Source organism: Sphingomonas sp. UYP23, from assembly GCF_054059235.1.
In genome coordinates this window covers 134,580-158,874 of the sequence record NZ_JBSSBX010000001.1, presented here as the reverse complement: position 1 = coordinate 158,874, position 24,295 = coordinate 134,580, and the positions used below count along the sequence as shown (strand labels likewise).

The following is a 24,295-nucleotide window of genomic DNA, read 5'->3' as shown; positions in this document are numbered from 1 at the left end:
GGGCAATGCCGCGTGCTATTGCGCCGCACCATCGGGACCGAGGCCAGCGCCGTCATCCATGACCTATCTGCATGAAATCCGGGCAAGAACACCCTTAGCGTGAGCATCACTCAAGCAAGTGCGGGCAGCGTGCCCGCCAATCGCGACTCGGCGCCGGATACAGGCGCGGATGATGCGCACCATCACGGCAAGGACGGCCTGGCAAAGCTCGCTTTGGGCGCGATCGGCATCGTGTTCGGCGATATCGGCACCAGCCCGATCTACGCCTTTCGCGAAACCTTTGCCGGGCATCACAAGCTCGCGCTCGATCCGATCCACATCATGGGCGTCGTCAGCCTGATGTTCTGGTCGATGATGATCGTCGTCAGCCTGAAATATGTCACGATCATCATGCGTGCCGACAATAAGGGCGAGGGCGGCAGCCTCGCGCTGTTGGCGCTCGTCAACGGGCGGACCAAGAACAAGCGCTGGTCGCGCGGTATCATTCTGCTCGGCGTGTTCGCGACCGCGCTGTTCTACGGCGATTCGATGATCACCCCGGCAGTGTCGGTGTTGTCGGCGGTCGAGGGCCTCGCGGTCGTCTCGCCGGGGCTCGGCGGCCTCGTGATGCCGATCGCGATGACGATCATCATCGGCCTGTTCTGGATCCAGCGCAGCGGGACAGCACGCGTCGGGCTGTTCTTCGGGCCGATCATGATCCTCTATTTCGCGGTGATCGCAACGCTTGGCGTGCTGAGCATCGTCAAGACACCCGAGATCCTGTGGGCGTTCTCGCCGCACTACGCGGTCGAATTCTTCGCACTCGATCCGCTGCGCGCATTCCTTGCGCTCGGGTCGGTCGTGCTCGCGGTGACCGGCGCGGAGGCGTTGTACGCCGACATGGGACATTTCGGGCGCAACCCGATCCGCGTGTCGTGGCTGTTCGTCGTACTGCCCGCGCTGATGATGAATTACATGGGGCAGGGCGCATTGCTGTCGCGGATGGGGCAACCGGCGCTCGAAAGCCCGTTCTACATGCTCGCGTCGGACAGCCTCCAGCTGCCGCTCGTCATCCTCGCGACGATGGCTGCGGTGATCGCGTCGCAGGCGGTGATCTCGGGTGCCTTCTCGGTGACGCAGCAGGCGATCCAGCTGGGCTTCATGCCGCGGCTGCGGATCGAGCATACCAGCGCGGCGACCGTCGGACAGATCTACATCCCGCTCGTCAACTGGCTGCTGCTGACGATGGTTTTGCTGCTGGTGATCTTCTTCCGCACCTCGTCGAACCTGACCTCGGCGTACGGCATCGCGGTGACGGGGGCGATGTTCATCGACACCTGCCTGCTCAGCGTCGTGCTGTTCCGCCTGTGGAACTGGCCGGTCTATTATGCGGTGCCGCTGCTCGCGGTGTTCTTCCTCGTCGACGGCGCCTATTTCTCGGCGAACCTGACCAAGGTGCCGGCGGGCGGCTGGTTCCCGCTGCTGGTCGGCTTCATCATCTTCACGATCCTGACGACCTGGTCGAAGGGGCGGCAGCTGATGATCGACCGGATGCGCGAGGGCGCGATGCCGATCAAGATCTTCATCCAGTCGGCCGCCACCTCGGCGACGCGCGTGCCGGGAACCGCGGTGTTCATGACCTCGTCGCCCGAAGGCGTGCCGCACGCGCTGCTGCATAACCTCAAGCACAACAAGGTGCTCCACGAGCGGATCATCCTGCTGACGATCAAGATCGCCGACGTGCCCTACGTGTCCGAGGGGCATCGCTGCATGATCGAGGATCTGGGGGCCGGCTTCCACCGCATGGTCCTGCGCTATGGCTTTATCGAGGAGCCCGACGTGCCGGTGGCGCTCGCCAATGTCCATCGCTGCGGTGCCGATTTCCGCATGATCGACACGAGCTTCTTCCTGTCGCGCCAGACGCTGCTGCCGTCGTCGCGGCCGGGAATGATGCTGTGGCGCGAGAAGCTCTTCTCGTGGATGCTGCGCAACGCCGAAAGCGCGATGGAATTCTTCCGCCTGCCGACCAACCGCGTGGTCGAACTCGGCAGCCAGCTCGAGATTTGAGCGAGGTCGCGCCCGCGTCGGGCCCTGCGCCGATCATCGTCACCGCGCTGTTCGGCGCGGGCGATGCGGCGTGGTTCGATGATCTGCGCGTCCGGCACTTCCCGCCCGAGCGCAACCAGCTCAAGGCGCATCTGACGATGTTCCACCATCTCGCGCCGAGCCTCGAACGCGAGCTCAAGCAGCGGCTCGCGGCGGAGACCAGCCGCGTTCGCGCGCCCGAGGCGCGGATCTCCGGGCTTATGTCGCTTGGCCGCGGTGTCGCGTTCCGGATCGAATCGCCCGCGCTGGAGGATATCCGCGATCGGCTCGCCGATGCCTTTTCCGCAGTGCTGACGCCGCAGGACCGCGCGGGCTGGCGGCCGCACGTCACCGTCCAGAATAAGGTCGAGCCCGCGGTCGCCAAGGCGCTGCAAGCCGAGCTCGCGCGCGATTTTCAACCCCGCACCGTCCGCCTCGCGGGGCTCGCGAGCTGGTGGTATCGCGGTGGCCCGTGGGAGCCGCTCTCGCGCCATATGTTCGCCTGAGACGAAACCGGCGCAAAGGTGGGTTGACCGCTCGGATGCGCCTACTTATAGCCCGCGCCTCGCACACAGCGGCACGCTCCGGTTTAGCCGGGGCCTCGGCGAAGTAGCTCAGTTGGTTAGAGCACGGGAATCATAATCCTGGGGTCGGGGGTTCAAGTCCCTCCTTCGCTACCATCCCTTTCAGAACTCGGCTTCGGGTCACCGCTCCCGCTATGAGCGGGACAGGCCCGGCTCGCCAGCATGGACGAACCGGGCGCGGAGCATCAGCGCATCTTTTCGAGCAGCGTGCGGCGATAGTCGCCCTGGCGCTCGAACATCCAGCCCGGATATTCGGCGGGCAGGGCGCTCGTTTCGCCGAGCTTGGCGAGATCGTCCGCCGACAGCTCGACCTTGGTCGCGGCAAGGTTGTCGGTCAGCTGGTCGGGCCGCTTGGCGCCGACGATCACGCTCGACACCGCCTTCTGGTGGAGCAGCCAGGCGAGCGCCACCTGCGCGACCGAGACGCCGTGGGCCTCGGCGATCGGGCGCATCACGTCGATGATCGCATAGCCGCGATCCTTGTCGATCGGCGGGAAGTCGAACTTGGCGCGGCGGCCATCGGTCCTGCTTTCGTCGGTACGGTCGTACTTGCCCGACAGGAAGCCACCGGCGAGCGGGCTCCATACCATCAGCCCGACTTCTTCGGAGTGCAGCATCGGCACGATCTCGCGCTCGAGATCGCGGCTGGCGATCGTGTAATAGGCCTGGAGCGAGGCGAAGCGGTGCAGCCCGAGCCGCGCCGATTCGCCAAGTGCCTTGACGATCTGCCACGCCGCCCAGTTCGACAAGCCGATATAGCGCACATGGCCGTGCTGGACGAGCGTATCGAGCGCGCGCAGCGTCTCCTCGATCGGCGTGGCCGGATCGAAGCCGTGGATCTGGTAGAGATCGATATGGTCCAGCTGGAGCCGCTTGAGGCTCGCCTTGCACGCGTCGATCAGGTGGTAGCGCGAGGCGCCGCGGGCGTTGGGGCCGGGACCCATATCGCCAAACGCCTTGGTCGCGACGACGATCTCCTCGCGCTTGAGGCCCAGGTTGCGGATCGCCTGGCCGGTGATCTCTTCCGAGCGACCGTTCGAATAGACGTTGGCGGTGTCGATGAAATTGATACCGCCATCGACCGCGACGCGGACGAGCGCATCGGCTTCGTCCTGACCGAGCTGGCCGATCTTGCCCCACATGTCATCGCCGCCGCCAAAGGTCATCGTGCCGAGGCACAGTTCCGAGACGAACAGGCCGGTGCGGCCAAGCTTGTTGTAGCGCATTTAGAATCCTTCCGAAGCCGCTCACGGGGCGTGGGGGCGAGGCGGTCAGCGCATCAAAGCATGACGCGTCGAATGGCTCCAACGGCCAGCACCGAACGCGCTTCGCAGGCCACGGATCATCGCGCGCAAAGGCGACGATCGGGGCGTGGACCGTGTCGAGCACGGAGGCGCGCGGCGCGGCGGGTCGCCTTTGCCGACGACCCAAGCGGCCCACGCACTGCCTCGTGCGATGCGGTAGCCTGGGCGCTTCCTCCACGAGACGGCGCGGCCGCGCCGGAACACGTCGCGCAGCGAAGGGCTGGCCCCTCAGTATCGCTCGACGCTGCGCCCGTTAATCGCGGAACTCGGGAAACAGCTTTTCGACTTCCGCCTGAAGATCGCCCGGGCCGGCGTTGAGGTCGAATTGGTCGAGCAACGCCCGTATCAGCCGTATGCGAAACGGCCCGATACCCGCCATCGACTCGAGCCCGGGCTGGTCCCCGTCGGCGACCCGGGCGGCGACCGCGCCGAGCGTACGATAGCCTGCACTCATGAGGATGCGACGCAGTCCGGCTGGCAAGGCCGATCGGCCGATCGGCAAATCCCGCGCCGTGGCGCCCGGCATCGTCGTCTGCAAGCGGGTCTGCCCGGCCTTTTCGCGCTTCAGCGTGCGGCGGATATGGCCGAGCTGGCTTGTCGTCAGCCGCAGCCGGCGCCCGATCTCGCGATATGGCACGCCCTCCGCGCGCAGCGCACGCGCCGCGGCCAAGTTCACGCTGACCTGTTCGAGCTGGCTGAGCATCTGCGGTCAGCGATAGGGCGGTCGCGGGCAGCGCGACAAGCGGCGTTTGCGCGTGCGCGCGTTTTGCGGCCGCGCAGACGCTAGGGTCGAAACGGGTATCTTTCGTGACTGCGGCAAATGCGCTAGCCGCGGCGGGATGCCGCTGCACAGGGCGCGGCCCAGTTATGGAGCATCCCATGTTCAGCCACATCATGGTCGGATCGAACGATCTCGAGGCGTCGCGTGCATTCTACGACGCAACGCTCGCCGCGCTCGGCGCCAAGCCCGCGATCGAGAGCCATGGCCGACTCGTCTATGATCACGCCGGCGGGCGCTTTCTGGTCACCAAGCCGATCGACGGTGCGCCGGCCTGCCACGCCAATGGCGGCACGATCGGTTTTGCCGCATCCTCGCCCGCGCAGGTCGATGCGTGGCATGCCGCAGGTCTCGCCGCGGGCGGTACCGCAGTCGAGGACGATCCCGGCATTCGCGATGCCGGCTTCGCCAAGCTGTATCTCGCCTATCTGCGCGACCCCGCGGGCAACAAGCTGTGCTCCCTGCATCGTATGCCTGCCTGATGCAGGCCGGCGCGCCCTTGTGCGCCGGCCGGGACCTCCCATCTCATTGGCCGGTCTGTCGCTCCCCTAGCGGCGACGGACCGACAGGACGAAAGCCATCATGACCACCCACCACACGCGCATGTTGATCCTCGGCTCGGGCCCCGCCGGCCTCTCGGCCGCCATTTACGGCGCGCGCGCCGGAATGAAGCCGATCCTTGTCCAGGGCATCCAGCCCGGCGGTCAGCTGATGACCACGACCGATGTCGAGAATTATCCCGGCTTCGCCGACGTCATCCAGGGCCCGTGGCTGATGGAGCAGATGCAGAAGCAGGCCGAGCATGTCGGCACGACGCTGATGTACGACACGATCGTCGCGGTCGACCTGACGCAGCGCCCGTTCCGGCTGACCGGCGACAGCGGCGACGTCTATGAAGGTGACGTGCTCATCATCGCGACCGGCGCGCAGGCCAAATGGCTGGGGCTCGATAGCGAGGAAGCGTTGAAGGGCAAGGGCGTCAGCGCCTGCGCGACGTGTGACGGCTTCTTCTATCGCGGCAAGAAGGTGGCGGTGATCGGCGGGGGCAATACGGCAGTCGAGGAAGCGTTGTATCTCACCAACCATTCGCCCGACGTGACGCTGATCCACCGCCGCGGCGCGCTCCGCGCCGAGCGGATCCTCCAGGAGCGGCTGTTCGCGCACAAGGGCGTGACAGTGTTGTGGAACAAGGAAGTCGACCAGTTCGTCGACGGGGGCGGAAATGCGGGCCTCGTGGCGATCGACCTGATCGATACCGTCACCGGCGAACAGTCGCGGCTCGACACCGAGGGCGGCTTCGTCGCGATCGGGCATCATCCCGCAACCGAACTGTTCCGCGGGCATTTGAAGCTCGACGAGGATCATTATCTGTGGGTCGAGACGGGTTCGACCCGCACCAGCGTGCCGGGTGTGTTCGCGTGCGGCGACGTGATGGACAAGATCTATCGCCAGGCGGTGACCGCGGCAGGGACCGGCTGCATGGCCGCGCTCGATGCCGAGAAGTTCCTGGCAGAGGCCGAGTTCGAATTGGCCGAGGCGGCGGAATAGCGGAGCGGTCTTTCCCCTCCTGCGTGCGGGAGGGGCGCGGCTAGTCGCGCAGCACCGCCGCGACGATCTGCTCCTCCAGCCACGCCGCGTCGGCGAGATGGGCAAAGCTGTGGCTGTCGGTGTCGCACATCGCGACCGGGCCATCCCAGCCTTCGCGAAACGCGATCGCGGTATTGTCGCGCGCCGCGAGCAGGATCGTCGTGTCGAGGCGGCTCGCCGCCAAGGCCGCCGATAGGCGTTGCGCGAGGCCGTCGGGCGCTTCCGCCTGCGGCTGAGCAACCTTCGCCAACCCGCTGGCCAGCTTGCGCAAATCGACTCCGCCGCGCGCCAGGCGGAGCCATTCGCGCGGGTCTTTGAGTTTCGCCGCATAGCGCGCGCGGATCGCGGCGGCGGGGGGCAAGTCGTCCTGCTGCTCGATCACCCAGGGGTTGGCGAGGATCAGCCGGTCGATCCCCGCGGTGGCGCCGAACAGCGCGAGCGCGGTCGCGGCGTCGCAATTGCCGAACGCGACGAGCCGCTCGATCCCCGCCTCGGCGCTGAAGGTCGCGGCCGCGCAGCCGATGTCGGGGCCCGACGACAGGAAGCCGCCGTTCATCCCCGTCGAATCGCCGATCCCGCGCCGGTCGAAGCGCAGCACCGGGATCCCGCGCGCGGCGAGCGCCTGCGCGAGCAACGCCATGCCGCGATGCGCACCGATGCGGATCTCGTTGCCGCCCGAGACGATCAGCACCCCGGTCTTGCCTGGCGCCGCATCGAGCGTCCCGTACAGCGTGTCGCCCGCGCAGGCGAAGCGGATCACCCTTCGCATCGCGCGATCCAGTCGGCAATGTCGTCGGCGAGCAGCGCGGCGAGCATGGGGTCGGTGTCGGGCTCGGCCCGGCGCCAGAGGGGTGCGCCGGCGACGTGGCGGTCGGCGGGCAGGGGGTCGGTTTCGAGCCGCACAGTGCGAACGACCCCGCCATCCTCGCGGCGCCACGGCATGGAAAGCGGGAGCGCGGTCAGCAGATCCGGCGCGATGCGGTTCCCCGCAATCTCCACTGGTGCGTCGCCGTCGTGATACCATCGGTCGCCAAGAGGGGGGCCAGGCCGGGCGGCTTGCCGGATCCGCTTGAGGTCGCGCAGCAGGCTCGCGCCGTCTTGCGGCGCGAGCTGCCAGCGACCGTGCAGAGCGGCGGTCCTGTCGAGCAGTGCGCCGCTGCGGATCGCCACGCTGTAGCAGCGGCGGCCGTTGTCCGAACTTTGCCGGACCGCATCGGCGACCCCGTCGCTCAGATCGGGGATTCTGCACTGTTCGAGCGGAACGAGGCTCTCGCCCTGGCCCGGCACGTCGGGAAGCAGGCTGCCAACGCCGCGCCGGGCAAGCGCGCGACAGATCGCCACCGCAAGCGCGCGGACGCGATTGGCTTCTTCGAACAACGGCAGGATGACCACCGCGACCGGCCCCGTCGCCGGCCCGAAACGCAGCATGGCCTCGCGGCCAAGGCGCGTTTCGTACGAGCCGATCAAGCGGTTGCCGTCATCGCGGCGTCTTGGCCGCGGCGAAGCGGACGAGGCTGCCATAGGTTTCGAGCATCTCGCCATCGACCTCGTCATCCTCGATCAGGATGCCGAGCCGTTCCTCGATCTCTGTCAACAGCCCCGCAACCGCCATCGAATCGAGCTCGGGCAACGCACCGAACAGCGCGGTGTCGGCGGTGAGCGATGCGGCGCGCGCCGCGCTCAGCCCCAGCACGTCGCGCAAGGTTGCGCGGACGGTCGAATCGATCTGGTCGTAATCATCTGGAAGCACAAGGAGCCCCGGTTCTAGCCGTTATGTTGCGCCGCGATAGAGACTGGGCCCGCTTATGCCAAGAGCGCGCCCCGTGCGGGCCCCGTGCCAGCCCTGTGCGGGCCCTTCACAGGCAGGCCGCGTGCGCTATCAGGGGGGCATGTCCGCGCTAGACCCAATCCCTCGGCCCATCGATACGCTGCCCGGATGTGGGCGCGGCGACGCGGTGGCGTTGATCGACCGCGCGGGTACGCTCGATTTCGACGCGCTCGAGCGGCTGACGGGTGAAGTGGCGGCATGGCTGGCGGCGCAAGGCTACGCGCCGGGCGCGCGGGTCGCGAGCTGGTTGCCCAAGACGCGGCTGGCATGCGTGTTGCCGCTGGCCGCACCGCGTGCCGGGCTGGTGCATGTCCCGATCAATCCGATGCTCAAGCGCGCGCAGGTCGGCCATATCCTGGCCGACAGTCGTGCGTCTGTGCTGCTGACGCAGGCGGGCAGGCGCGAGACGCTGGAAAACGGCGACATTCCAGATGGATGTGTGAGCTTTCTGGAGGCGGATGTAAGTGCGGCCGATCCGCTGCCGCCGTCGTCCGGCGATCCCGATACGCTCGCCGCGATCCTTTATACCTCGGGCTCGACCGGCCGCCCCAAGGGCGTGATGCTCAGCCACGCCAATCTGTGGCTCGGCGCGATCAGCGTGGCGCACTATCTCGCGCTGACGCCCGACGACCGCGTGCTCGGCGTGTTGCCGCTGAGCTTCGATTACGGCCAGAACCAGCTCTTCTCGACCTGGGCGGCGGGCGCCAGTTATGCGCCGCTCGACTATCTGACGGCGCGCGATGTCGTGAAGGCGGTCGAACGCGTCGGCGCGACGACGCTGGCGGGCGTGCCGCCGCTGTGGGTCCAGCTGATCGAGAGCGAATGGCCGGATGCCGTGGCAAACCGTCTGAAACGACTCACCAATTCGGGCGGGGCGTTGACCGCGCCGCTCATCGCCGGTTTGCGGGCGCGTTTCCCGGAGGCGGATCTATACCCGATGTACGGGCTCACCGAGGCGTTCCGCTCGACCTATCTCGCGCCTGAACTGGTCGCTACGCATCCCGACTCGATCGGCCGCGCGATTCCCTTTGCCGAGGTGATGGTCGTTCGCCCCGATGGGGCGCAGGCCGGGCCGGACGAACCGGGCGAGCTCGTCCACGCCGGGCCGTTGGTGGCGCAGGGCTATTGGCGCGATGCCGAGCGGACCGCGCAGCGCTTTCGTCCAGCGCCGGCCTGGTCGGCAGCGGGCGGCACGGCGGTGTGGTCGGGTGATACCGTGGTGATGGACGGTGACGGGCTGCTCCGCTTCGTCGGGCGCGACGACGAGATGATCAAGAGCGCGGGCAACCGCATCAGCCCGACCGAGATCGAGGAGGCCGTGCTGGCCGGCGGCGAGACCGTCGAGGCGGTCGCGCTCGGCCTGCCCGATCCGCGGCTTGGCCAGGCGATCGTCGTGGTGGCGCGTGGCGATGGCTTGAGCGAGGCCGACTTGCGGGCGCGCTTGCGGCGCGATCTGCCGAGCTTTCAGCAGCCGCTGCGCTACGAGTGGCGCGCGCAACTGCCACGCAACGCCAATGGCAAGCTCGACCGGGCAGCGATAAAAGCGGAACTGACGTCATGAAACCGATGGGCACGATCCCCGCCGACTTTGGCGGGTCTCCTTTGACCATAGCCGGGCGCAGCGCCTCGGACTGGGTCGGGGCGGCGGGCGATACGCCGCTGTTCGTCTATGACATGGCGGCGGCCGAAGCGCGGATCGCCCGCTTCCGCGCTGCCTTTGCCGGGATCGACCTGCACTATGCGATCAAGGCCAATCCGTTCGCCCCGTTGCTCGCCGCGATGGCGCCGCTGGTCGATGGCTTCGACATTGCCTCGGGCGGCGAACTGGCGATGGCGCTGGCGGCGGATAAACCCGCGCGCACGATCAGCTTCGCTGGCCCCGGCAAGCGCGACGACGAGCTGGCTGCGGCGATCGAGGCGGGCGTGACGATCAACCTCGAATCGGCGGGCGAGGCGACGCGCGCGGTCGGCATCGGCGATCGCCTCGGCGTCACGCCGCGCCTGGCGATCCGGGTCAATCCCGAGATCGAGCTGCGGGGATCGGGGATGCGGATGGGCGGTCGCGCGTCGCCGTTCGGGATCGACGCCGATCGCGCCGCGGCGGTGGCGCGGGATGTGATCGCGGCCGGCGCGGACTGGCGCGGGCTGCACATCTTCGCAGGGTCGCAGGCGCTCGACGCCAGGGCGATCATCGAGACGCAGGCGGCGACGATGGCGCTTGCCGGGCGACTCGCCGACGAGATCGGCGTCATGCCGCCCCTGGTCAATCTTGGCGGCGGATTCGGGATCCCGTATTTTCCGGGCGAGGTTCCGCTCGACATCGCCGTGATCGGCGAGGCGCTCGCGGAAACCCGCGCCAATCGGAGCGCCGCCTTGCGCGACACGCGCTTCGCGATCGAGCTCGGCCGCTGGCTGGTCGGCGAGGCGGGCGTCTATCTCACGCGCGTCGTCGACCGCAAGGAAAGCCGCGGCGAGACGTTTCTCGTCGTCGATGGCGGGCTGCACCATCAGCTCGCGGCGACCGGCAATCTCGGGACGGTGGTCAAACGCAACTATCCCGTCAGCGTCGCCACCGCTGCCGCGGGAGCGCCGACCGAGACCGTCAGCGTCGTCGGTCCACTCTGCACGCCGCTCGATCGCCTCGCCGACCGCGTCACATTGCCGGTCGCGCACGTCGGCGATCTGGTTGCGGTTTTCATGGCCGGCGCCTACGGGGTGAGCGCGAGCCCGACGGCGTTTCTTGGGCATCCTATGCCGCTGGAAATCCTCGCCCGGCATTCCTAACGGTATATTCACCCCTTCGGCATCATAGCAGTGCAATAGCCGTAGCTTGCTCGCCGGGGTCAGACGTGACTCGGGTCGGCAACAGGAAGCGGCGGGAGGTATGCATGCAGCGTTTTTCTAAGTCAGTTCGCGGGCTCCTGAGCGTTGGTACGAGTGCGCTCGCGCTCGCCGGCTGCACGACCGCGAGCCGGCCCGAACTGCCGCAGGCGGCCTTCGTCGCCGGGCAGGAACAGCCGGGCGAGGAATATATCATCGGCCCGCTCGACCAGCTCAACATCTTCGTATGGCGCAACCCCGAGCTCTCGTCGAAGGTGCAGGTGCGCCCCGACGGCCGGATCACCACGCCGCTGATCAGCGACATGCCTGCGGTCGGCAAGACGCCGCGGATGCTCGCCGACGACATGAAGATCGCGCTCGGCGAATATATCAAGGATCCGATCGTCTCGGTCATCGTCGAGAATTTCAGCGGAACCTTCAGCCAGCAGATCCGCATCGTCGGTGCGACCGCCAAGCCCGCGTCGATCCCGTACCGCGCCAACATGACGCTGCTCGACGCGATGATCTCGGTTGGGGGCTTAAGCCAATATGCCGCAGGCAACCGCGCCAAGCTCGTCCGCTACAACCGCGAGACGGGCAAGCAGGTCGAATACAATCTGAAGCTGTCGCGCCTGCTCAAGGACGGCGACAGCCGTGCGAACGTCCGGCTCGAACCCGGCGACGTGATCATCATCCCCGAGAGCATGTTCTAGGGGCGGCGGTAGATGAGTGGTTTCCTCACCGAAGTGCAGATCATCCTGCACACCATGTGGATGCGGCGCTGGATCGCGCTTGGCGTCGCCTGGGGTGTCGCGGTGCTCGGCTGGGCGGTCGTCGCGCAGCTGCACAACAGCTATGAATCGCGTGCGCGCGTCTTCGTCCAGCTCAACACGATCCTGCCGAGCGCGGTCGGCATCACCGCCGCCGACCAGCAGAAGGACGTCGACACGATCCGGCAGACGCTGACCTCGGCGGTCAACCTCGAAAAGGTCGTGCGCGGCACCGATCTTGCCAATACGGTGAAGACCGATCGCGACGTCGCCGATCGTGTCAGCACGCTGTCCAAGGCGATCAAGATCACGGCGCAGCAGGACAATCTGTTCGAAATCGTCGCGAGCGCGTCGAGCCCCAAGGTGGCCGCGCAGGTCGTCCAGAAGCTGATCGACCTGTTCGTCGAGCAGAACCTGTCGGGCGATCGCGACGAGACGAATTCGAGCCTCAAATTCCTCGATGCGCAGCTCGAGCAGCGCCAGAAGCAGCTCGCCGATGCCGACGCCAAGCGCGCCGATTTTCAGAACCGCTATCTCGGCAGCCTGCCGGGGTCTGGGTCGCTGACCGACCGGATGGGCGCGGCGCGTTCGGCGATGGCGCAGGTCGATAGCGATCTTGCGGCGGCGCAATCGGCGCTGTCCGTCGTCAATGGCCAGATGGCGGGCACCCCGGCCAACATCCCGGGTATGGCGGGCAGCGCGGCAAGTGCAGGCCCCGCACGCGCACGGCTCAATGCGATCCAGGGCCAGCTCGCCGATGCGCGCGCGCGCGGCTATACCGAGAACCACCCCGACGTCGTCGCGCTCCGCAGCCAGCTGGCTTCGGCGCAGGCGGCGGCGCGGAGCGAACCAATAGTCGGCGGCGGTGGCGCGGCTGCGGCATCAAACCCGGCCTATGTCGGGCTGCGCTCGATCCAGGCCGACAAGCAGGCGCAGGTCGCAGCGCTGAGCGCCCGCAAGGCGCAGCTGCAGCACGATCTCGATGCGATCAATGGAAAGCTTGCGGGCGACCCGGCGGTCGCCGCGCAGCAATCGCAGATCGACAACGACTATCAGGTGATGAAGGACGGCTATGCCAAGCTGCTCGCTGATCGCGAAGCGATCAAGCTGCGCGGCCAGGCCCAGAGCCAGACCGATTCGATCAAGTTCAGCGTGATCGACCCGCCGACCGCGCCGCGCGTCCCGGCATCGCCGAACCGGCCGCTACTGCTGACCGGCGTGCTGATCGTCGCGCTGGGGGGGGGCGTGGCGGTCGCGTTCGGGCTGGCGCAGTTCAAGACGACGTTTGCGACCGCGGGTCGGCTCGAAAAGGCGACCGGGCTGCCGGTGCTCGGCTCGATCGGCGCGATCGTGACCAAGGCGCAGATCGCGCACCGACGGCGGATGCTGGCCTATTTCGCCGGCGGGGCAGGTGCGCTCGGCGCGGCCTATGTCGGTTTGCTCGGGGTCGAGATGCTTCAGCGGGGATTGGCGGCATGAGCGATCCAACCCCGCGCAAGCGTCCGTCGCTGCTCGAACAGGCCGCGAGCCGCTACGATTTCAACGACCGGATCCGTCCGCTCGACGACGTCCCGGCCGAGGCGCCGGCCCGGTCGCCGGCCCGGTCGCCGGCCCAGTCGCCAGTCCAGTCGTCAGTCGCCGCGCCGGTGGCCTCGCCCGAGGCTGCGCCGCACCCGGCCGCCAAGCCGCGAACAGTTTCGCGGCCGGGCACCGAGGTCAAGATCGATCGCGCGTTGCTCGCCGAGCGCGGGATGCTCGTGCCCGGTGCGCCGATCGGTGCGCTGGTCGAGGAATTCCGCCTGGTGAAGCGCCAGTTGCTGACGACCGCGCGCGGCGTGCGCGTCCGCGCAGGCGATCTGTCGCGGACGATCCTCGTCACCTCGGCACAGCCCGATGACGGCAAGACCTATTGCGCGCTCAATCTCGCCATCTCGATGGCGGCCGAGCGCGACCTCGAGATTCTGCTGATCGACGCCGATTTCGCCAAGCCCGACGTCATGGCGCGGCTTGGCTTGAGCGAGGGGCGGGGGCTGCTCGATGCGCTCGCCGATCCGCAGGTCGAGCTCGAGAGCTGCATCGTCCGAACCGATATTCAGCATCTCAGCCTGTTGCCGTGCGGCACCAAGTCGAACGCCGATACCGAGCTCGTCGCGAGCGCGCGCACCGGCGAGCTGATCGCCGAGCTGCTCGCCGCCGATCCGCGCCGCGTGCTGATCTTCGATTCGCCGCCGGTGCTCGCCGCATCGCCCGCTGCCGCGCTCGCGCATCATGCCGGGCAGGTGATGCTCGTCGTGCGGGCCGATCGCACCGGCGAAGGCGATCTGCGCGAAGCCGTCGATCTGCTCGACGGCTGCGAAGACATCCAACTCCTCCTCAACGCCGTGTCGTTCGCCCCTGGGGGGCGGCGGTTCGGCAGCTATTATGGACAACAGGAAGACGCGTCATGATGTGCCGCATCCGCTCCACCGCTGTATTGCTCGGGACCGCGCTGATCGCGTTGATCGCGGCCGCACCCGCGCAGGCGCAGGCGCAGGACCAGCAACGCCGAACGCGGATCTCGCCCTATATCGAGATCGGCCAGATCGTCACGGCCGACCTAACGAACGACGACGTCCTGACCTATACGACGGTCGCGGGCGGGGTCGAGGCGTCGGTCCAGACGCCGCGCACGCAGCTGCAGGTCAGCTATCGCTATGAGCGGCATTTCTCCTACGCCAAGCGCGTCGGCGACGATGATCTGCACAACGGCCTCGCGCGCGGCAGCATCAGCGTCGCGCCCAATCTCAGCGTCGAGGCGGGCCTGCTCGCGACGCAGACGCGCACCGACATCCGCGGTGCCGCGCCGATCGCGCAGGTCGGGCGGCGCGACAATATCAGCCAGGTGTTCTCGGGCTATGTCGGGCCGAGCTATGCCGCGCATGTCGGTCCGGTCGGCGTCGCGGCGAGCTATCGCTACGGTTATACCAAGGCGGGGTCGCCTGGGAATACCGGCGTCACGCCCGGTAGCCCCAGGCTCGATGTGTTCGACAGTTCGCAAAGCCATACCGTCAACGTCAGCGCGGGCGTGAAGCCGGGCACGGTGCTGCCCGTCGGCGTCAACGTCTCGGCGGCGTACGACCGCGAGACCGCGAACCAGCTCGACCAGAAGTTCGAGGACAAGATCGTCCGCGCCGATTTTGTCGCGCCGGTCGCGCCGACGGTCGCGCTGACCGCGGGTGTGGGCTATGAGAATTTGCAGGTGAAGCAGCGCGACGCCCTGCTCGACGCCAATGGCGTGCCGGTGGTCGATACCAACGGGCGGTTCAAGACCGACCCCGCCTCGCCGCAGCGCATCGCCTACGAGACCGACGGGCTGATCTATGACGCGGGGGTGATCTGGCGTCCGTCGTCGCGCACGACGGTTCAGGGGCATGTCGGACGGCGTTATGGCGGGATGACCTATTTCGGCACGCTCAGCTACGCTGCGACACGCTCGATCTCGGTCAATGCCGATGTCTATGACGCGGTCGAGACCTTTGGCGGGCAGCTGCGCAACAGCCTGGCCGGATTGCCGACGTCCTTCCTGCAACAGCGGACCGCATTCACCCAGCAATATGGCGGCTGCACCTTCGGCGCGGCGGGCGCCGGGGCGGGCGGGTGCCTCAACGGCGCGTTCCAGTCGATCTCGACTTCGGCGTACCGCGCACGCGGCATCGACGCTGTGATCTCGGCGACGCGCGGCAAGCTCAATCTCGGCGTGGGCGCTGGCTATTCGAACCGTCGCTTCCTCGCGCCCGACCAGACCAATGCGGCCTTCTCGATCAACGGCGTCAGCGACCAGAGCTATTATGCGCAGGCCTTCGCCAACGTGCCGCTGACGCGCGACTCGGGGATCAACGGCACGCTGATCTACAATTACTACGACAGCGGGATACCCGACGCGTCGGGCGTAACCAGTGCCGCCGCGACCGCGCTCTATTACCACAATTTCGGACGGATCGGCACCAGCGCTTCGGCGGGGCTCTATTCGTTCAGCCAATCTGGGCTCGCCGACCAGATTTCGGCGACAGGGCAAGTCGGTGTACGGTATCAATTCTAAAACGCACGGGCGGACGACTGTCATTGCGGGGATAGCAGTATGTACGAAGACTATTACGGATTGCGCGGTCGCCCGTTCCAGCTGACGCCCGACCCGCGCTTCTGGTTCGAGACCGCGACGCATCGCAAGGCGATGGCGTATCTCGGCTATGGCCTCGCGCAGGGCGAGGGCTTCATCGTCATCACCGGCGATGTCGGCGCGGGCAAGACGACGCTGGTCGGCCATCTGATGGACACGGTCGATGCGACGCGGCTGCACGTCATCAAGATCGTGTCGACGCAGATCGAGGCCGAGGATCTGCTCCGCATCGTCGCGGGCGGCCTCGAGATCGAAAGCGACGGGCTGACCAAGGCGCAATTGCTGGTCGCGATCGAGCGCGGGTTGCGTGCGACCGCGCGCGCCGGGCGGCGCACGCTGCTGATCGTCGATGAGGCGCAGGCGCTGCCCGTGTCGAGCCTCGAAGAGCTGCGCATGCTGTCGAATTTCCAGACCGGCAGCCATGCGCTCCTACAGATCTTCCTGCTCGGCCAGCCCGAGTTTCGAGAGCGGTTGCACGGGTCCGACCGGCTCGAACAGCTCCGCCAGCGCGTGATCGCGGTGCATCACCTCGACCCGATGGAGCGCGACGAGGTCGAGCCCTATATGCGCCATCGCCTCGGCGTGGCGGGGTGGGACGGGCGACCGGGCTTTACTACCGACGCCTATGAAGCGTTTTACGAGGGCACCGATGGCGTGCCGCGCCGGCTCAACCAATTGGCCGGGCGGGTCCTGCTCTATGCCGCGATCGAGCAGCTCGAGACGATCGACGCGCATGCAGTGGCAACCGTGCTCGCCGATATCGCGGGCGACATGCCCGGCGTGAAGCCGATCGCGATCCCCGAGCGCGCGGCGCTGCTCGCCGAACCGGTGCCGAGCCTGGTGCCCGAACCCGACGCGCCGGCCGTGCCGCACTCGGATCCGGTTGTGCCGCCCGAGCCGAACTCAGACCTGGAGCCCGAGCTGGACTCGGAGCCAGAACCAGAGCCCGAGCCCGAGCCAGAACCGGAACCGGAACCGGAACCAGAACCAGAACCTGAGCCCGAGCCAGCGTCCGAGCCAGAACCGGAGCTCGAAACGCTGCACGCGCCCGATCCGGTCGTGCTTGCGGTCAGCGAGCCTGTTGCGGAACCGGTCGAGGAAGGGTCTGCGCCGCCCGTCGCGGAGATCGACGAGGGCGACTGGACGCCCGCCGCTCACGACGAGCCGGTTCCCGCGACCGAACACGCTCCCGACCCGGCGCTGGCCGAGCAGATCGCCGTTCTGACCGCGCGCGTGGACGAGCAGGATCTCGCCCTGCGACGCGTGCTGAAGCTGCTCGTCGATTGGGCGGAATCGGGCCAGGCCCCCGGCCTTGCCATGCCGCATGACGAGGACTGAGCCGATGCGCCACGCGCTGACCGTCGATATCGAGGACTGGTTCCAGGTCGGCGCGTTCGAGACGGTGATCGACAAGCGCGACTGGGATTCGCTGACGCCGCGCGTCGAGCGCAATACCGATGCGGTGCTCGCGCTGTTTGGCGAGAGCGGTGTCAAGGCGACCTTCTTCACACTCGGCTGGGTGGCGCACCGGTACCCCGCGTTGATCCGCCGGATCGTCGAGCAGGGGCATGAGGTGGCGAGCCATGGTTGGGACCATGACCGTGTCTTCACGCTCGACGCCGCGCGCTTCCGCGCCGACATTGGCCGCGCGCGCGCTGCGCTCGAGGATGCGGCCGGCGTTGCGGTCACGGGCTATCGCGCGCCGAGCTTCTCGATCGATGCGCGCACGCCGTGGGCGTATGACGTGCTGGCCGAGGAGGGCTATGCCTATTCGTCGAGCGTCGCGCCGCTCCGCCACGATCATTACGGCTGGCCCGAAGCCTCGCGTTACGCCTTCCGCCCGCTCGCCGATGCGCCGCTGATCGAGGTGCCGGTGACGGTCGCCGAATTCGGCCAGCGCCGGATGGCGACGGGCGGCGGGTTCTTCCGGCTCTTCCCGGCAGCGCTCACCGATCATGCGGTGCGCCAGGTCAGCCGTGCGGCACAGCCGGCGGTCTTCTATTTCCATCCGTGGGAGATCGATCCCGGCCAGCCGCGCGTCGCCAACGCGCCCGCGAAATCGAAGCTGCGGCATTACAGCCGGCTCGGCGCGATGGCGGGCAAGCTGCGCGGGCTGATCGGCCGGCACGACTGGGGCCGGATGGACGCCGTCGTCGCCGCGCTCGACCTGCCGGCGCGGGCGCGCGAGCCCGTCGCGTGACGGTGCCGTTGCTCGCGATGCCGGTCGGCGTCCGGGCGATCGACCTCCGGACTGGCGACGAACGCGCGCGGCTCGATGCCTTCGTGCGCGCGCACGATCACGCGACGCCGTTCCATCTGCCGGCGTGGAGCCTCGGCGTCGCGCACGGCTGCGGGCAGACCAGCCATACGCTCGTCGCCGAGCAGGCCGATGGGGCGCTCGTCGGGATGCTCCCGTTGACCGAAGTGCGCTCGCCCTTGTTCGGCAAGGCGTTGGTCTCGAACGGCTTCGCGGTCGGCGGCGGTATTCTCGCGACCGACGCTGCGGCGATCCCGGCGCTTGCCGACGCCGGCTGGGCGCTGGGCGAGCGGCTCGGCTGCCCGACGCTCGAACTGCGCGGCGGCCCGATCCCGGCCGAGGGCTGGGAAATCGATACGACGACCTATCTCGGATTCGCGCGTGACCTTGCGCCAAGCGATGCCGACGAACTGCTCGCGATCCCGCGCAAGCAGCGCGCCGAGGTGCGCAAGGCGCTCGACGGCGATCTCGAGGTCTCGATCGGTCGCGCCCCGACCGACCTCAAGGCGCATTATGCGGTCTATGCCGAATCGGTGCGCAACCTCGGCACGCCGGTCTTCCCGAAGCGGCTGTTCCGCGCGGTGCTCGACCAATTCGGCGAGGATGCCGACATCCTCACCGTCCGCGCGAACGGCGAGCCCGTCGCGGCGGTGCTCAGCCTGTATTTCAACGGCACCGTCTATCCCTATTGGGGCGGCGGCACGCACGCCGCACGCGGGCTTCGCGCCAATGACCGGATGTATTTCGCGCTGATGGCGCACGCCCGCGCGCGCGGTTGCAGCCGCTTCGATTTCGGACGCTCGAAGGCCGGGACCGGGCCTGCCGCGTTCAAGAAGAATTGGGGCTTCGAGGGCGTCCCGCTGCCCTACGCCAAGCGCGCTGCGCCCGGTACCGAGCCGCGCGAGATCAACCCGCTCGATCCGCGCTATTCGCGCAAGGTCGAACTTTGGAAGAAGCTGCCACTGTGGGTCGCGAACCAGCTTGGCCCGCACATTTCGCGCGGCCTTGGCTGATGGGGGATATCCTCTTTCTCGGCCACCGCGTGCCGTACCCGCCCGATCGCGGCGACAAGATCCGTGGGTTCCACATCCTCAAATACCTGTCGGCGCGCAAACGCGTTCATCTCATCGCCTTTGCCGACGATCCGCGCGACCTCGCCGCCAAGGCGCCGGCGGAGATGACGGGCCACGCCTCGGTCATCTGGCGCGCCAAATCGCGGCTGCGCGCCTCGATCGAGGCGCTGCTGACGCGCAAGCCGATCTCACTCACCGCGTTCGACAGCAGTGCGGTGCGCGGCGCGGTCGAGGCGCTGCTCGCCTGCGAGCCGATCGACACGATCTACGTCTTTTCCAGCCAGATGGCGCAATATCTGCCAGCGCGCCCGCGGCAGAAGGTCATCATGGATTTCGTCGACATGGATTCGGCCAAGTTCGCCGCCTATGCGAGCGCGGGCCGTGGCCCTATGGCCTGGGTGATGCGCCGCGAAGCCCATCTGCTGTTCGAGTATGAACGCGCGATCGCCGCACGCGCCGACGCCAGCCTGTTCGTCAGCGAAGCCGAGGCCGAGCTGTTCCGTGAGCGTAGCGGGGCGGAGCGCGTCCATGTCGTCGAGAACGGCATCGACACCGCCGTCTTCGCGCCGAATGCGCCGTTCGGGCAGGTCGACGCGATCGATGCGCTGATCGTGTTCACCGGCCAGATGGATTATCGGCCCAATATCGAAGCGGTGAGCTGGTTCGCCGAGACGATCTTCCCGCAGATCCGCGTTTGCTTTCCGCAGGCACAGTTCGCGATCGTCGGGCGCGCGCCGAGCGAGGCGGTCAAGGCGCTCGCCAGGCAGCCCGGCGTGATCGTCACCGGCGAGGTCGCCGATGTGCGCGGCTGGCTCGCCGCCGCCGCGGTCGTGGTGGCACCACTCAAGCTCGCGCGCGGGATCCAGAACAAGGTGCTCGAGGCGATGGCGATGGCGCGGCCCGTGGTGGCATCGCGCGCGGCAGCCGAGGGGATCGATCATGCCGATACGCTGCGCGTCGGCGAGACGGCCGGCGAAATCGCCGATGCAGTGATCGCCTTGCTCGACGATCCCGCAGCGGCGGCACAACTGGGCCGCGCCGGGCGCGCGCGGGTCCAGGCGCGGTACAGCTGGGACGCGCGGCTCTCCCCGCTCGATGCGATCCTCGGGATCGGCGTCGAGGCCGCACCGCGCCGCACCGCGGCCTGACGCGGTGACGCTCGCGATGCCAGCGCCGGCGTCGGCTTCCTCGCGGGTGTCACGCGCGATGCTTTGGCGACGGCAGTCGGCGATCCTGGCGGTCGTCGCGGTCGTGTTGCTCGCCCTGTTCCGCAGCGATGTCGCCGCGCTGACGACGATCTGGTGGACGAGCACGACCTTCGGGCATTGCCTGTTCATCACGCCCGTACTCGGTTGGCTGGTGTGGCAGCGGCGCGTCGAGCTCGCGCAGATGGCGCCGGTCGCCTGGGCGCCGGGGCTGGCGATCGTCGCGCTTGGCGGGTTCGGCTGGTTGCTCGGCGATGCCGGCGGCGTCGCGCTCGCGCGGCATCTCGGGATCGTCATGATGCTGCAGGGGGCGGTGGTGACGCTGCTCGGCCCCAATGTTGCGCGCGCTTTGCTTTTCCCGCTGGCCTACGCCGTCTTCCTCGTGCCGTTCGGCGAGGGGCTCGAGGCGCCGTTGCAGCGCGTGACGGTGGGGATGACGATGCCGCTGCTCCACCTGTTCGGCGTGCCCGCGCAGGTCGACGGCGTGCTGATCACGATCCCCAACGGCTATTTCGAAGTGGCCGAGGCGTGTTCGGGCGCGAAGTTCGTGATCGCGATGATCGCCTATGGCACGCTTGTCGCCAATGTCTGCTTCGTGTCGTGGAGCCGGCGCGCGCTGTTCATGCTGGTGTCGATCGTCGTGCCGGTGCTCGCCAACGGCGTGCGCGCCTTCGCGACGATCTTTGCCGCCTATCATAGCTCGGTCGAGCAAGCGACGGGGTTCGACCATATCGTCTATGGCTGGGTATTCTTCGGGCTGGTGATGGCGGCGACGCTGGCGATCGGCTGGCGCTGGTTCGATCGCGCGCCCGATGCGCCGGTGTTCGATCCGGCAAAGCTGCAGACCGTCCCGCGGTTGCGGCTCGATGCCGTCGTCTGCGCGGTGCTGGTATTGGCGGCGGCGGCGCTATTCCCGGCCTGGTCATCCGCCATCGCGGGACGGGCGCAGGTGTTGCCGGCGGAGATTTCGCTCCCCGAGGTCCCCGGTTGGCACCGCGTCGCGACGAGCACGCGCGCGGCCTGGTCGCCCAATTACCCGGGGGCGGACCATTTCCTGTTCGGGCGCTATGCCGACAGCGCGGGCGGCATGGTCGATCTCGCGATCGCGGTCTATGGCAGCCAGCAGGAGGGCAAGGAGCTCGTTGCGTTCGGGGTCGGGCCGATCCGCGAGGACGATGTCTGGCTGCGCGTCGAGGATCTGCCCGATCTCGCGGGTGGCGCTGTGGTCCGCGTCAGCGCACCTGGCCCGGTCGAGCGGCAGATCGTAACGTGGTACCGTGTCGGCGATGCGCTGACGACCAAGGGACCGATCGTGAAACTGGAAACGGTGAAAGCCAAGCTGCTCGGTGGGCCGCAGCGCGCGGTGGCGGTGCATGTCTCCGCCGAGATCCTGCCGGGACATGATCCGCGCGCGGCGATGACGCGCTTCGTCGCGGCGCTCGGCCCGATCGACCGCCTGGCCGATCGCGCTGCCGGGATGTCGCGCTGATGTGTGGCATCGCAGGTCTCTATTATCCCGCCACCCCCAAGCCGGTCGATCCCGCGCGGGTCCAGGCGATGGCCGACGCGCAGGCGCATCGCGGTCCCGACGGTTCGGGCGTGTGGACAGCGCCGGGCGTCGGGCTTGGGCATCGGCGTCTGTCGATCATCGACGTCGCGGGCTCACCGCAACCGATGGCGAGCCAGGACGGCGCGCTCACGGTTACCTACAATGGCGAGATCTACAATTTTGCGGCATTGCGCGCCGAGTTGCAGGCGCTCGGCGCTGTGTTCGTCACCGCGGGCGATACCGAGGTGCTGCTCCACGGCTGGGCGGCATGGGGGCCGGCGATGCTCGACCGGCTCAACGGCATGTTCGCCTTCGCGCTCCACGATGCGCGCCGGCAGAGGCTGTTCCTCGCGCGCGACCGGCTCGGGGTGAAGCCGCTCCATTATGCCGAACTCGCCGATGGCGCGGTGGCCTTCGCGTCGGAATTGAAGGGTCTGCTCGCGCATCCCTTGATGCGCCGCGTGCCCGACATTCGCGCGGTCGAGGATTATCTGGCGTTCGGCTATGTGCCTGACGATGCCTGCCTGGTCTCCGGGGTCAAGAAGCTGCCCGCGGGGCACTACCTGCTGATCGAGCGCGGCAAGCCGGTGCCCGCGCCGTCGCGCTGGTGGCACGTCGATTTCTCGAGGCGGGCGACCGGATCGGCCAAGGCGCTCGAAGAGGAACTGACGGCATTGCTGCGCGAGGCGGTGACGTCGCGGATGGTGTCCGACGTTCCGCTCGGCGCGTTCCTGTCGGGCGGGGTCGACAGCTCGGCGGTGGTCGCGCTGATGGCCGAAGCCTCGCGCGGGGCGGTGCGGACCTGTACGATCGGCTTTGACGAAAGCGGCCTCGACGAGCGCACATATGCGAACGAGATCGCACAGCGCTTCGCGACGCAGCATCGCGAGCGTGTCGTCGCGGCCGACGATTTCTCGCTGATCGACACGCTGGTCCAGGCCTTCGACGAACCCTTTGCCGATGCCTCGGCGCTCGCCACCTACCGGGTGTGCGAGCTGGCGCGCGAGGACGTCACGGTTGCCCTCTCGGGTGACGGCGCCGACGAGGCGTTCGCCGGCTATCGGCGCTACAAGTTCCAGGCCGCCGAGGAGCGGGTGCGCGGGCTGGTACCAGCGTCGGTGCGCGCCAATGTGTTCGGCACGCTCGGGCGCTATTACCCGAAGGCCGATTGGGCGCCGCGACCGCTACGCGCCAAGACGACCTTGCTCGCGCTCGCCGAGGATGGCGCGGAGGGCTATGCCCGCTCGGTCGGGGTGACGACGCCGGCTTTGCGCGCAGCGCTGTTCACCGATGCCGCCAGAACGGCGCTTGGCGGGCACCGCGCCGAGGATCGCTACGTCCGTTCGATGCGCGATGCGCCGGCGCGCGACGCGCTCGACCGCGCGCAATATGCCGATTTCCAGCATTGGCTGCCCGGCGACATCCTGACCAAGGCCGATCGCACGAGCATGGCGGTGAGCCTGGAGGCGCGCGAGCCGTTGCTCGATTACCGCCTGGTCGAGTTCGCGGCGAAACTGCCGGTCGGGATGCGGCTGCGGGGCGGGCAGGGTAAGTGGCTGCTCAAGAAGGCGATGGAGCGGTATCTGCCCAAGGACATCCTGTATCGCCCGAAGATGGGGTTCGTGACGCCGATCAGCGCGTGGTTCCGAGGCGCCTTGGCGGAGGAAGCGGCGCGGCTGGCGTCATCGCGCGTGCTCGCCGGGACGGGCTGGTTCAACGCCGCGACGATCGCGCGGCTCGCCGATGACCATCGCAGCGGCCGCGCCGATCATGGGCGGACGTTGTGGCAGCTCGTGATGCTGGAACGCGCGATGGCGCGATTGTTCGGCTGAACTAGCGGAATACCGCCATCGCCGCGTGCAGCGTCAGCGCCACGAGCGCCAGCGACGATCCGAGGAACAAGACAAACCGCACCGACACCTTGTTGACGGTGGCCTGCCAGAGGCTGTGCGCGACGCGCAAGCCGACATAGGCCCAGGCGATCCAGGCGTTGAAACCGTCGCCGGTGCCGGTGAGCGCGATCACGCCGCACACCGCGTAGAACAAGGTCGGCTGTTCGGTCAGATGGTTGTGGTTGTGCGCGATCCACTGGATCTTGGGCGGCAGGCCGCGATCGGCATCGGCGGCCTTGGTGCCGACCAGCTTGGCCATATCGATCCCCGATGCCTTCATTGCCGGCAGCCGAGTCACGAGCATCCACAGCAGCATGACCAGCGACCAGGCGATCAGCGCCACGACCGGTTTCAAAATCTCGCTGTGCATGAAAAAGCCTCCCCCAATTGCTTGGGGGAGGCTGCCTCACTTCGTTGCTGTTTGCAAC

22 protein-coding genes and 1 tRNA gene are annotated in these 24,295 nt (G+C 68.0%); 17 read left to right on the top strand and 6 right to left on the bottom strand.

Annotation, left to right across the window (positions count from 1 at the left end):
* Positions 1-99 precede the first annotated feature (99 nt).
* The 3 genes from ACVWYO_RS00925 (at position 100) to ACVWYO_RS00915 (ending at position 2,744) form a co-directional block, all read left to right on the top strand.
* Positions 100-2,046 (top strand): potassium transporter Kup, encoded by a 1,947-nt coding sequence (locus ACVWYO_RS00925; RefSeq protein ID WP_457348343.1) that lies wholly within the window; start codon positions 100-102, stop codon positions 2,044-2,046.
* Positions 2,043-2,570: a 2'-5' RNA ligase family protein gene (locus ACVWYO_RS00920; protein ID WP_457348341.1), complete on the top strand. Its 528-nt coding sequence runs from the start codon at positions 2,043-2,045 to the stop codon at positions 2,568-2,570. Before ACVWYO_RS00925 ends, ACVWYO_RS00920 begins: the two co-directional genes overlap by 4 nt.
* Before the next feature lie 97 nt (positions 2,571-2,667).
* A tRNA-Met gene (locus tag ACVWYO_RS00915) sits at positions 2,668-2,744 on the top strand.
* Positions 2,745-2,833: 89 nt separating this feature from the next.
* Here the strand turns inward: ACVWYO_RS00915 and ACVWYO_RS00910 are convergent.
* Positions 2,834-3,874, bottom strand: a complete 1,041-nt coding sequence (locus tag ACVWYO_RS00910; RefSeq protein WP_457348339.1) for an aldo/keto reductase — start codon at positions 3,872-3,874, stop codon at positions 2,834-2,836.
* Between the two features lie 331 nt (positions 3,875-4,205).
* Positions 4,206-4,655, bottom strand: coding sequence for a hypothetical protein (locus ACVWYO_RS00905; protein WP_457348337.1), 450 nt, complete (start codon positions 4,653-4,655; stop codon positions 4,206-4,208).
* 176 nt (positions 4,656-4,831) lie between these two features.
* Between ACVWYO_RS00905 and ACVWYO_RS00900 the strand changes: the two genes are divergently transcribed.
* Both ACVWYO_RS00900 and trxB read left to right on the top strand, forming a co-directional pair.
* The gene (locus tag ACVWYO_RS00900) at positions 4,832-5,212 is read left to right on the top strand and encodes a VOC family protein (RefSeq protein WP_457348335.1); all 381 of its coding nucleotides are present in this window, start codon (positions 4,832-4,834) and stop codon (positions 5,210-5,212) included.
* Between the two features lie 100 nt (positions 5,213-5,312).
* Positions 5,313-6,278, top strand: a complete 966-nt coding sequence (gene trxB, locus ACVWYO_RS00895; RefSeq protein ID WP_457348333.1) for a thioredoxin-disulfide reductase — start codon at positions 5,313-5,315, stop codon at positions 6,276-6,278.
* Positions 6,279-6,318: 40 nt separating this feature from the next.
* Here trxB and ACVWYO_RS00890 read toward each other — a convergent pair whose 3' ends face one another.
* The 3 genes from ACVWYO_RS00890 to ACVWYO_RS00880 are packed head-to-tail and all read right to left on the bottom strand — an operon-like array spanning position 6,319 to position 8,067.
* The gene (locus ACVWYO_RS00890; protein ID WP_457348331.1) at positions 6,319-7,086 is read right to left on the bottom strand and encodes a hydrolase 1, exosortase A system-associated; all 768 of its coding nucleotides are present in this window, start codon (positions 7,084-7,086) and stop codon (positions 6,319-6,321) included.
* A complete protein-coding gene (locus ACVWYO_RS00885; RefSeq protein ID WP_457348329.1) occupies positions 7,074-7,784 on the bottom strand; it encodes a hypothetical protein in 711 nt (236 codons plus the stop codon). The genes ACVWYO_RS00890 and ACVWYO_RS00885 overlap by 13 nt, the downstream gene beginning before the upstream one ends.
* 10 nt (positions 7,785-7,794) lie before the next feature.
* On the bottom strand, positions 7,795-8,067 hold the full coding sequence (locus tag ACVWYO_RS00880; protein WP_457348327.1) for an acyl carrier protein: 273 nt from the start codon (positions 8,065-8,067) through the stop codon (positions 7,795-7,797).
* 139 nt (positions 8,068-8,206) lie between these two features.
* Between ACVWYO_RS00880 and ACVWYO_RS00875 the strand changes: the two genes are divergently transcribed.
* The 12 genes from ACVWYO_RS00875 (at position 8,207) to ACVWYO_RS00820 (ending at position 23,807) form a co-directional block, all read left to right on the top strand.
* On the top strand, positions 8,207-9,706 hold the full coding sequence (locus ACVWYO_RS00875) for an acyl-CoA ligase (AMP-forming), exosortase A system-associated (RefSeq protein ID WP_457348325.1): 1,500 nt from the start codon (positions 8,207-8,209) through the stop codon (positions 9,704-9,706).
* The gene (locus ACVWYO_RS00870; protein WP_457348324.1) at positions 9,703-10,929 is read left to right on the top strand and encodes a pyridoxal-dependent decarboxylase, exosortase A system-associated; all 1,227 of its coding nucleotides are present in this window, start codon (positions 9,703-9,705) and stop codon (positions 10,927-10,929) included. Before ACVWYO_RS00875 ends, ACVWYO_RS00870 begins: the two co-directional genes overlap by 4 nt.
* 104 nt (positions 10,930-11,033) lie before the next feature.
* Positions 11,034-11,678, top strand: coding sequence for an XrtA/PEP-CTERM system exopolysaccharide export protein (locus ACVWYO_RS00865; protein ID WP_140852027.1), 645 nt, complete (start codon positions 11,034-11,036; stop codon positions 11,676-11,678).
* Between the two features lie 12 nt (positions 11,679-11,690).
* The gene (locus ACVWYO_RS00860) at positions 11,691-13,214 is read left to right on the top strand and encodes an XrtA system polysaccharide chain length determinant (protein WP_457348322.1); all 1,524 of its coding nucleotides are present in this window, start codon (positions 11,691-11,693) and stop codon (positions 13,212-13,214) included.
* Positions 13,211-14,182 (top strand): AAA family ATPase, encoded by a 972-nt coding sequence (locus tag ACVWYO_RS00855; RefSeq protein WP_457348320.1) that lies wholly within the window; start codon positions 13,211-13,213, stop codon positions 14,180-14,182. Before ACVWYO_RS00860 ends, ACVWYO_RS00855 begins: the two co-directional genes overlap by 4 nt.
* Complete coding sequence (locus tag ACVWYO_RS00850) at positions 14,179-15,813, top strand: hypothetical protein (RefSeq protein WP_457348319.1); 1,635 nt, start codon at positions 14,179-14,181, stop codon at positions 15,811-15,813. Before ACVWYO_RS00855 ends, ACVWYO_RS00850 begins: the two co-directional genes overlap by 4 nt.
* Positions 15,814-15,852: 39 nt before the next feature.
* Positions 15,853-17,229: an XrtA/PEP-CTERM system-associated ATPase gene (locus ACVWYO_RS00845; protein ID WP_457348317.1), complete on the top strand. Its 1,377-nt coding sequence runs from the start codon at positions 15,853-15,855 to the stop codon at positions 17,227-17,229.
* 4 nt (positions 17,230-17,233) lie between these two features.
* Complete coding sequence (locus ACVWYO_RS00840; protein ID WP_457354809.1) at positions 17,234-18,091, top strand: XrtA system polysaccharide deacetylase; 858 nt, start codon at positions 17,234-17,236, stop codon at positions 18,089-18,091.
* Positions 18,088-19,161 carry a FemAB family XrtA/PEP-CTERM system-associated protein gene (locus ACVWYO_RS00835; protein WP_457348316.1) on the top strand — a complete coding sequence of 358 codons (1,074 nt, stop codon included), beginning with the start codon at positions 18,088-18,090 and terminating at the stop codon, positions 19,159-19,161. The genes ACVWYO_RS00840 and ACVWYO_RS00835 overlap by 4 nt, the downstream gene beginning before the upstream one ends.
* Positions 19,161-20,369: a TIGR03087 family PEP-CTERM/XrtA system glycosyltransferase gene (locus tag ACVWYO_RS00830; protein ID WP_457348314.1), complete on the top strand. Its 1,209-nt coding sequence runs from the start codon at positions 19,161-19,163 to the stop codon at positions 20,367-20,369. The genes ACVWYO_RS00835 and ACVWYO_RS00830 overlap by 1 nt, the downstream gene beginning before the upstream one ends.
* A 58-nt stretch (positions 20,370-20,427) precedes the next feature.
* Positions 20,428-21,915 carry an exosortase A gene (xrtA, locus tag ACVWYO_RS00825; protein WP_457348312.1) on the top strand — a complete coding sequence of 496 codons (1,488 nt, stop codon included), beginning with the start codon at positions 20,428-20,430 and terminating at the stop codon, positions 21,913-21,915.
* Positions 21,915-23,807, top strand: a complete 1,893-nt coding sequence (locus ACVWYO_RS00820) for an XrtA/PEP-CTERM system amidotransferase (protein WP_457348310.1) — start codon at positions 21,915-21,917, stop codon at positions 23,805-23,807. The genes xrtA and ACVWYO_RS00820 overlap by 1 nt, the downstream gene beginning before the upstream one ends.
* A 1-nt stretch (position 23,808) precedes the next feature.
* On the opposite strand, the gene ACVWYO_RS00815 is transcribed toward ACVWYO_RS00820, so the two are convergent.
* A complete protein-coding gene (locus ACVWYO_RS00815) occupies positions 23,809-24,237 on the bottom strand; it encodes an MAPEG family protein (protein ID WP_457348308.1) in 429 nt (142 codons plus the stop codon).
* Between the last annotated feature and the right edge of the window lie 58 nt (positions 24,238-24,295).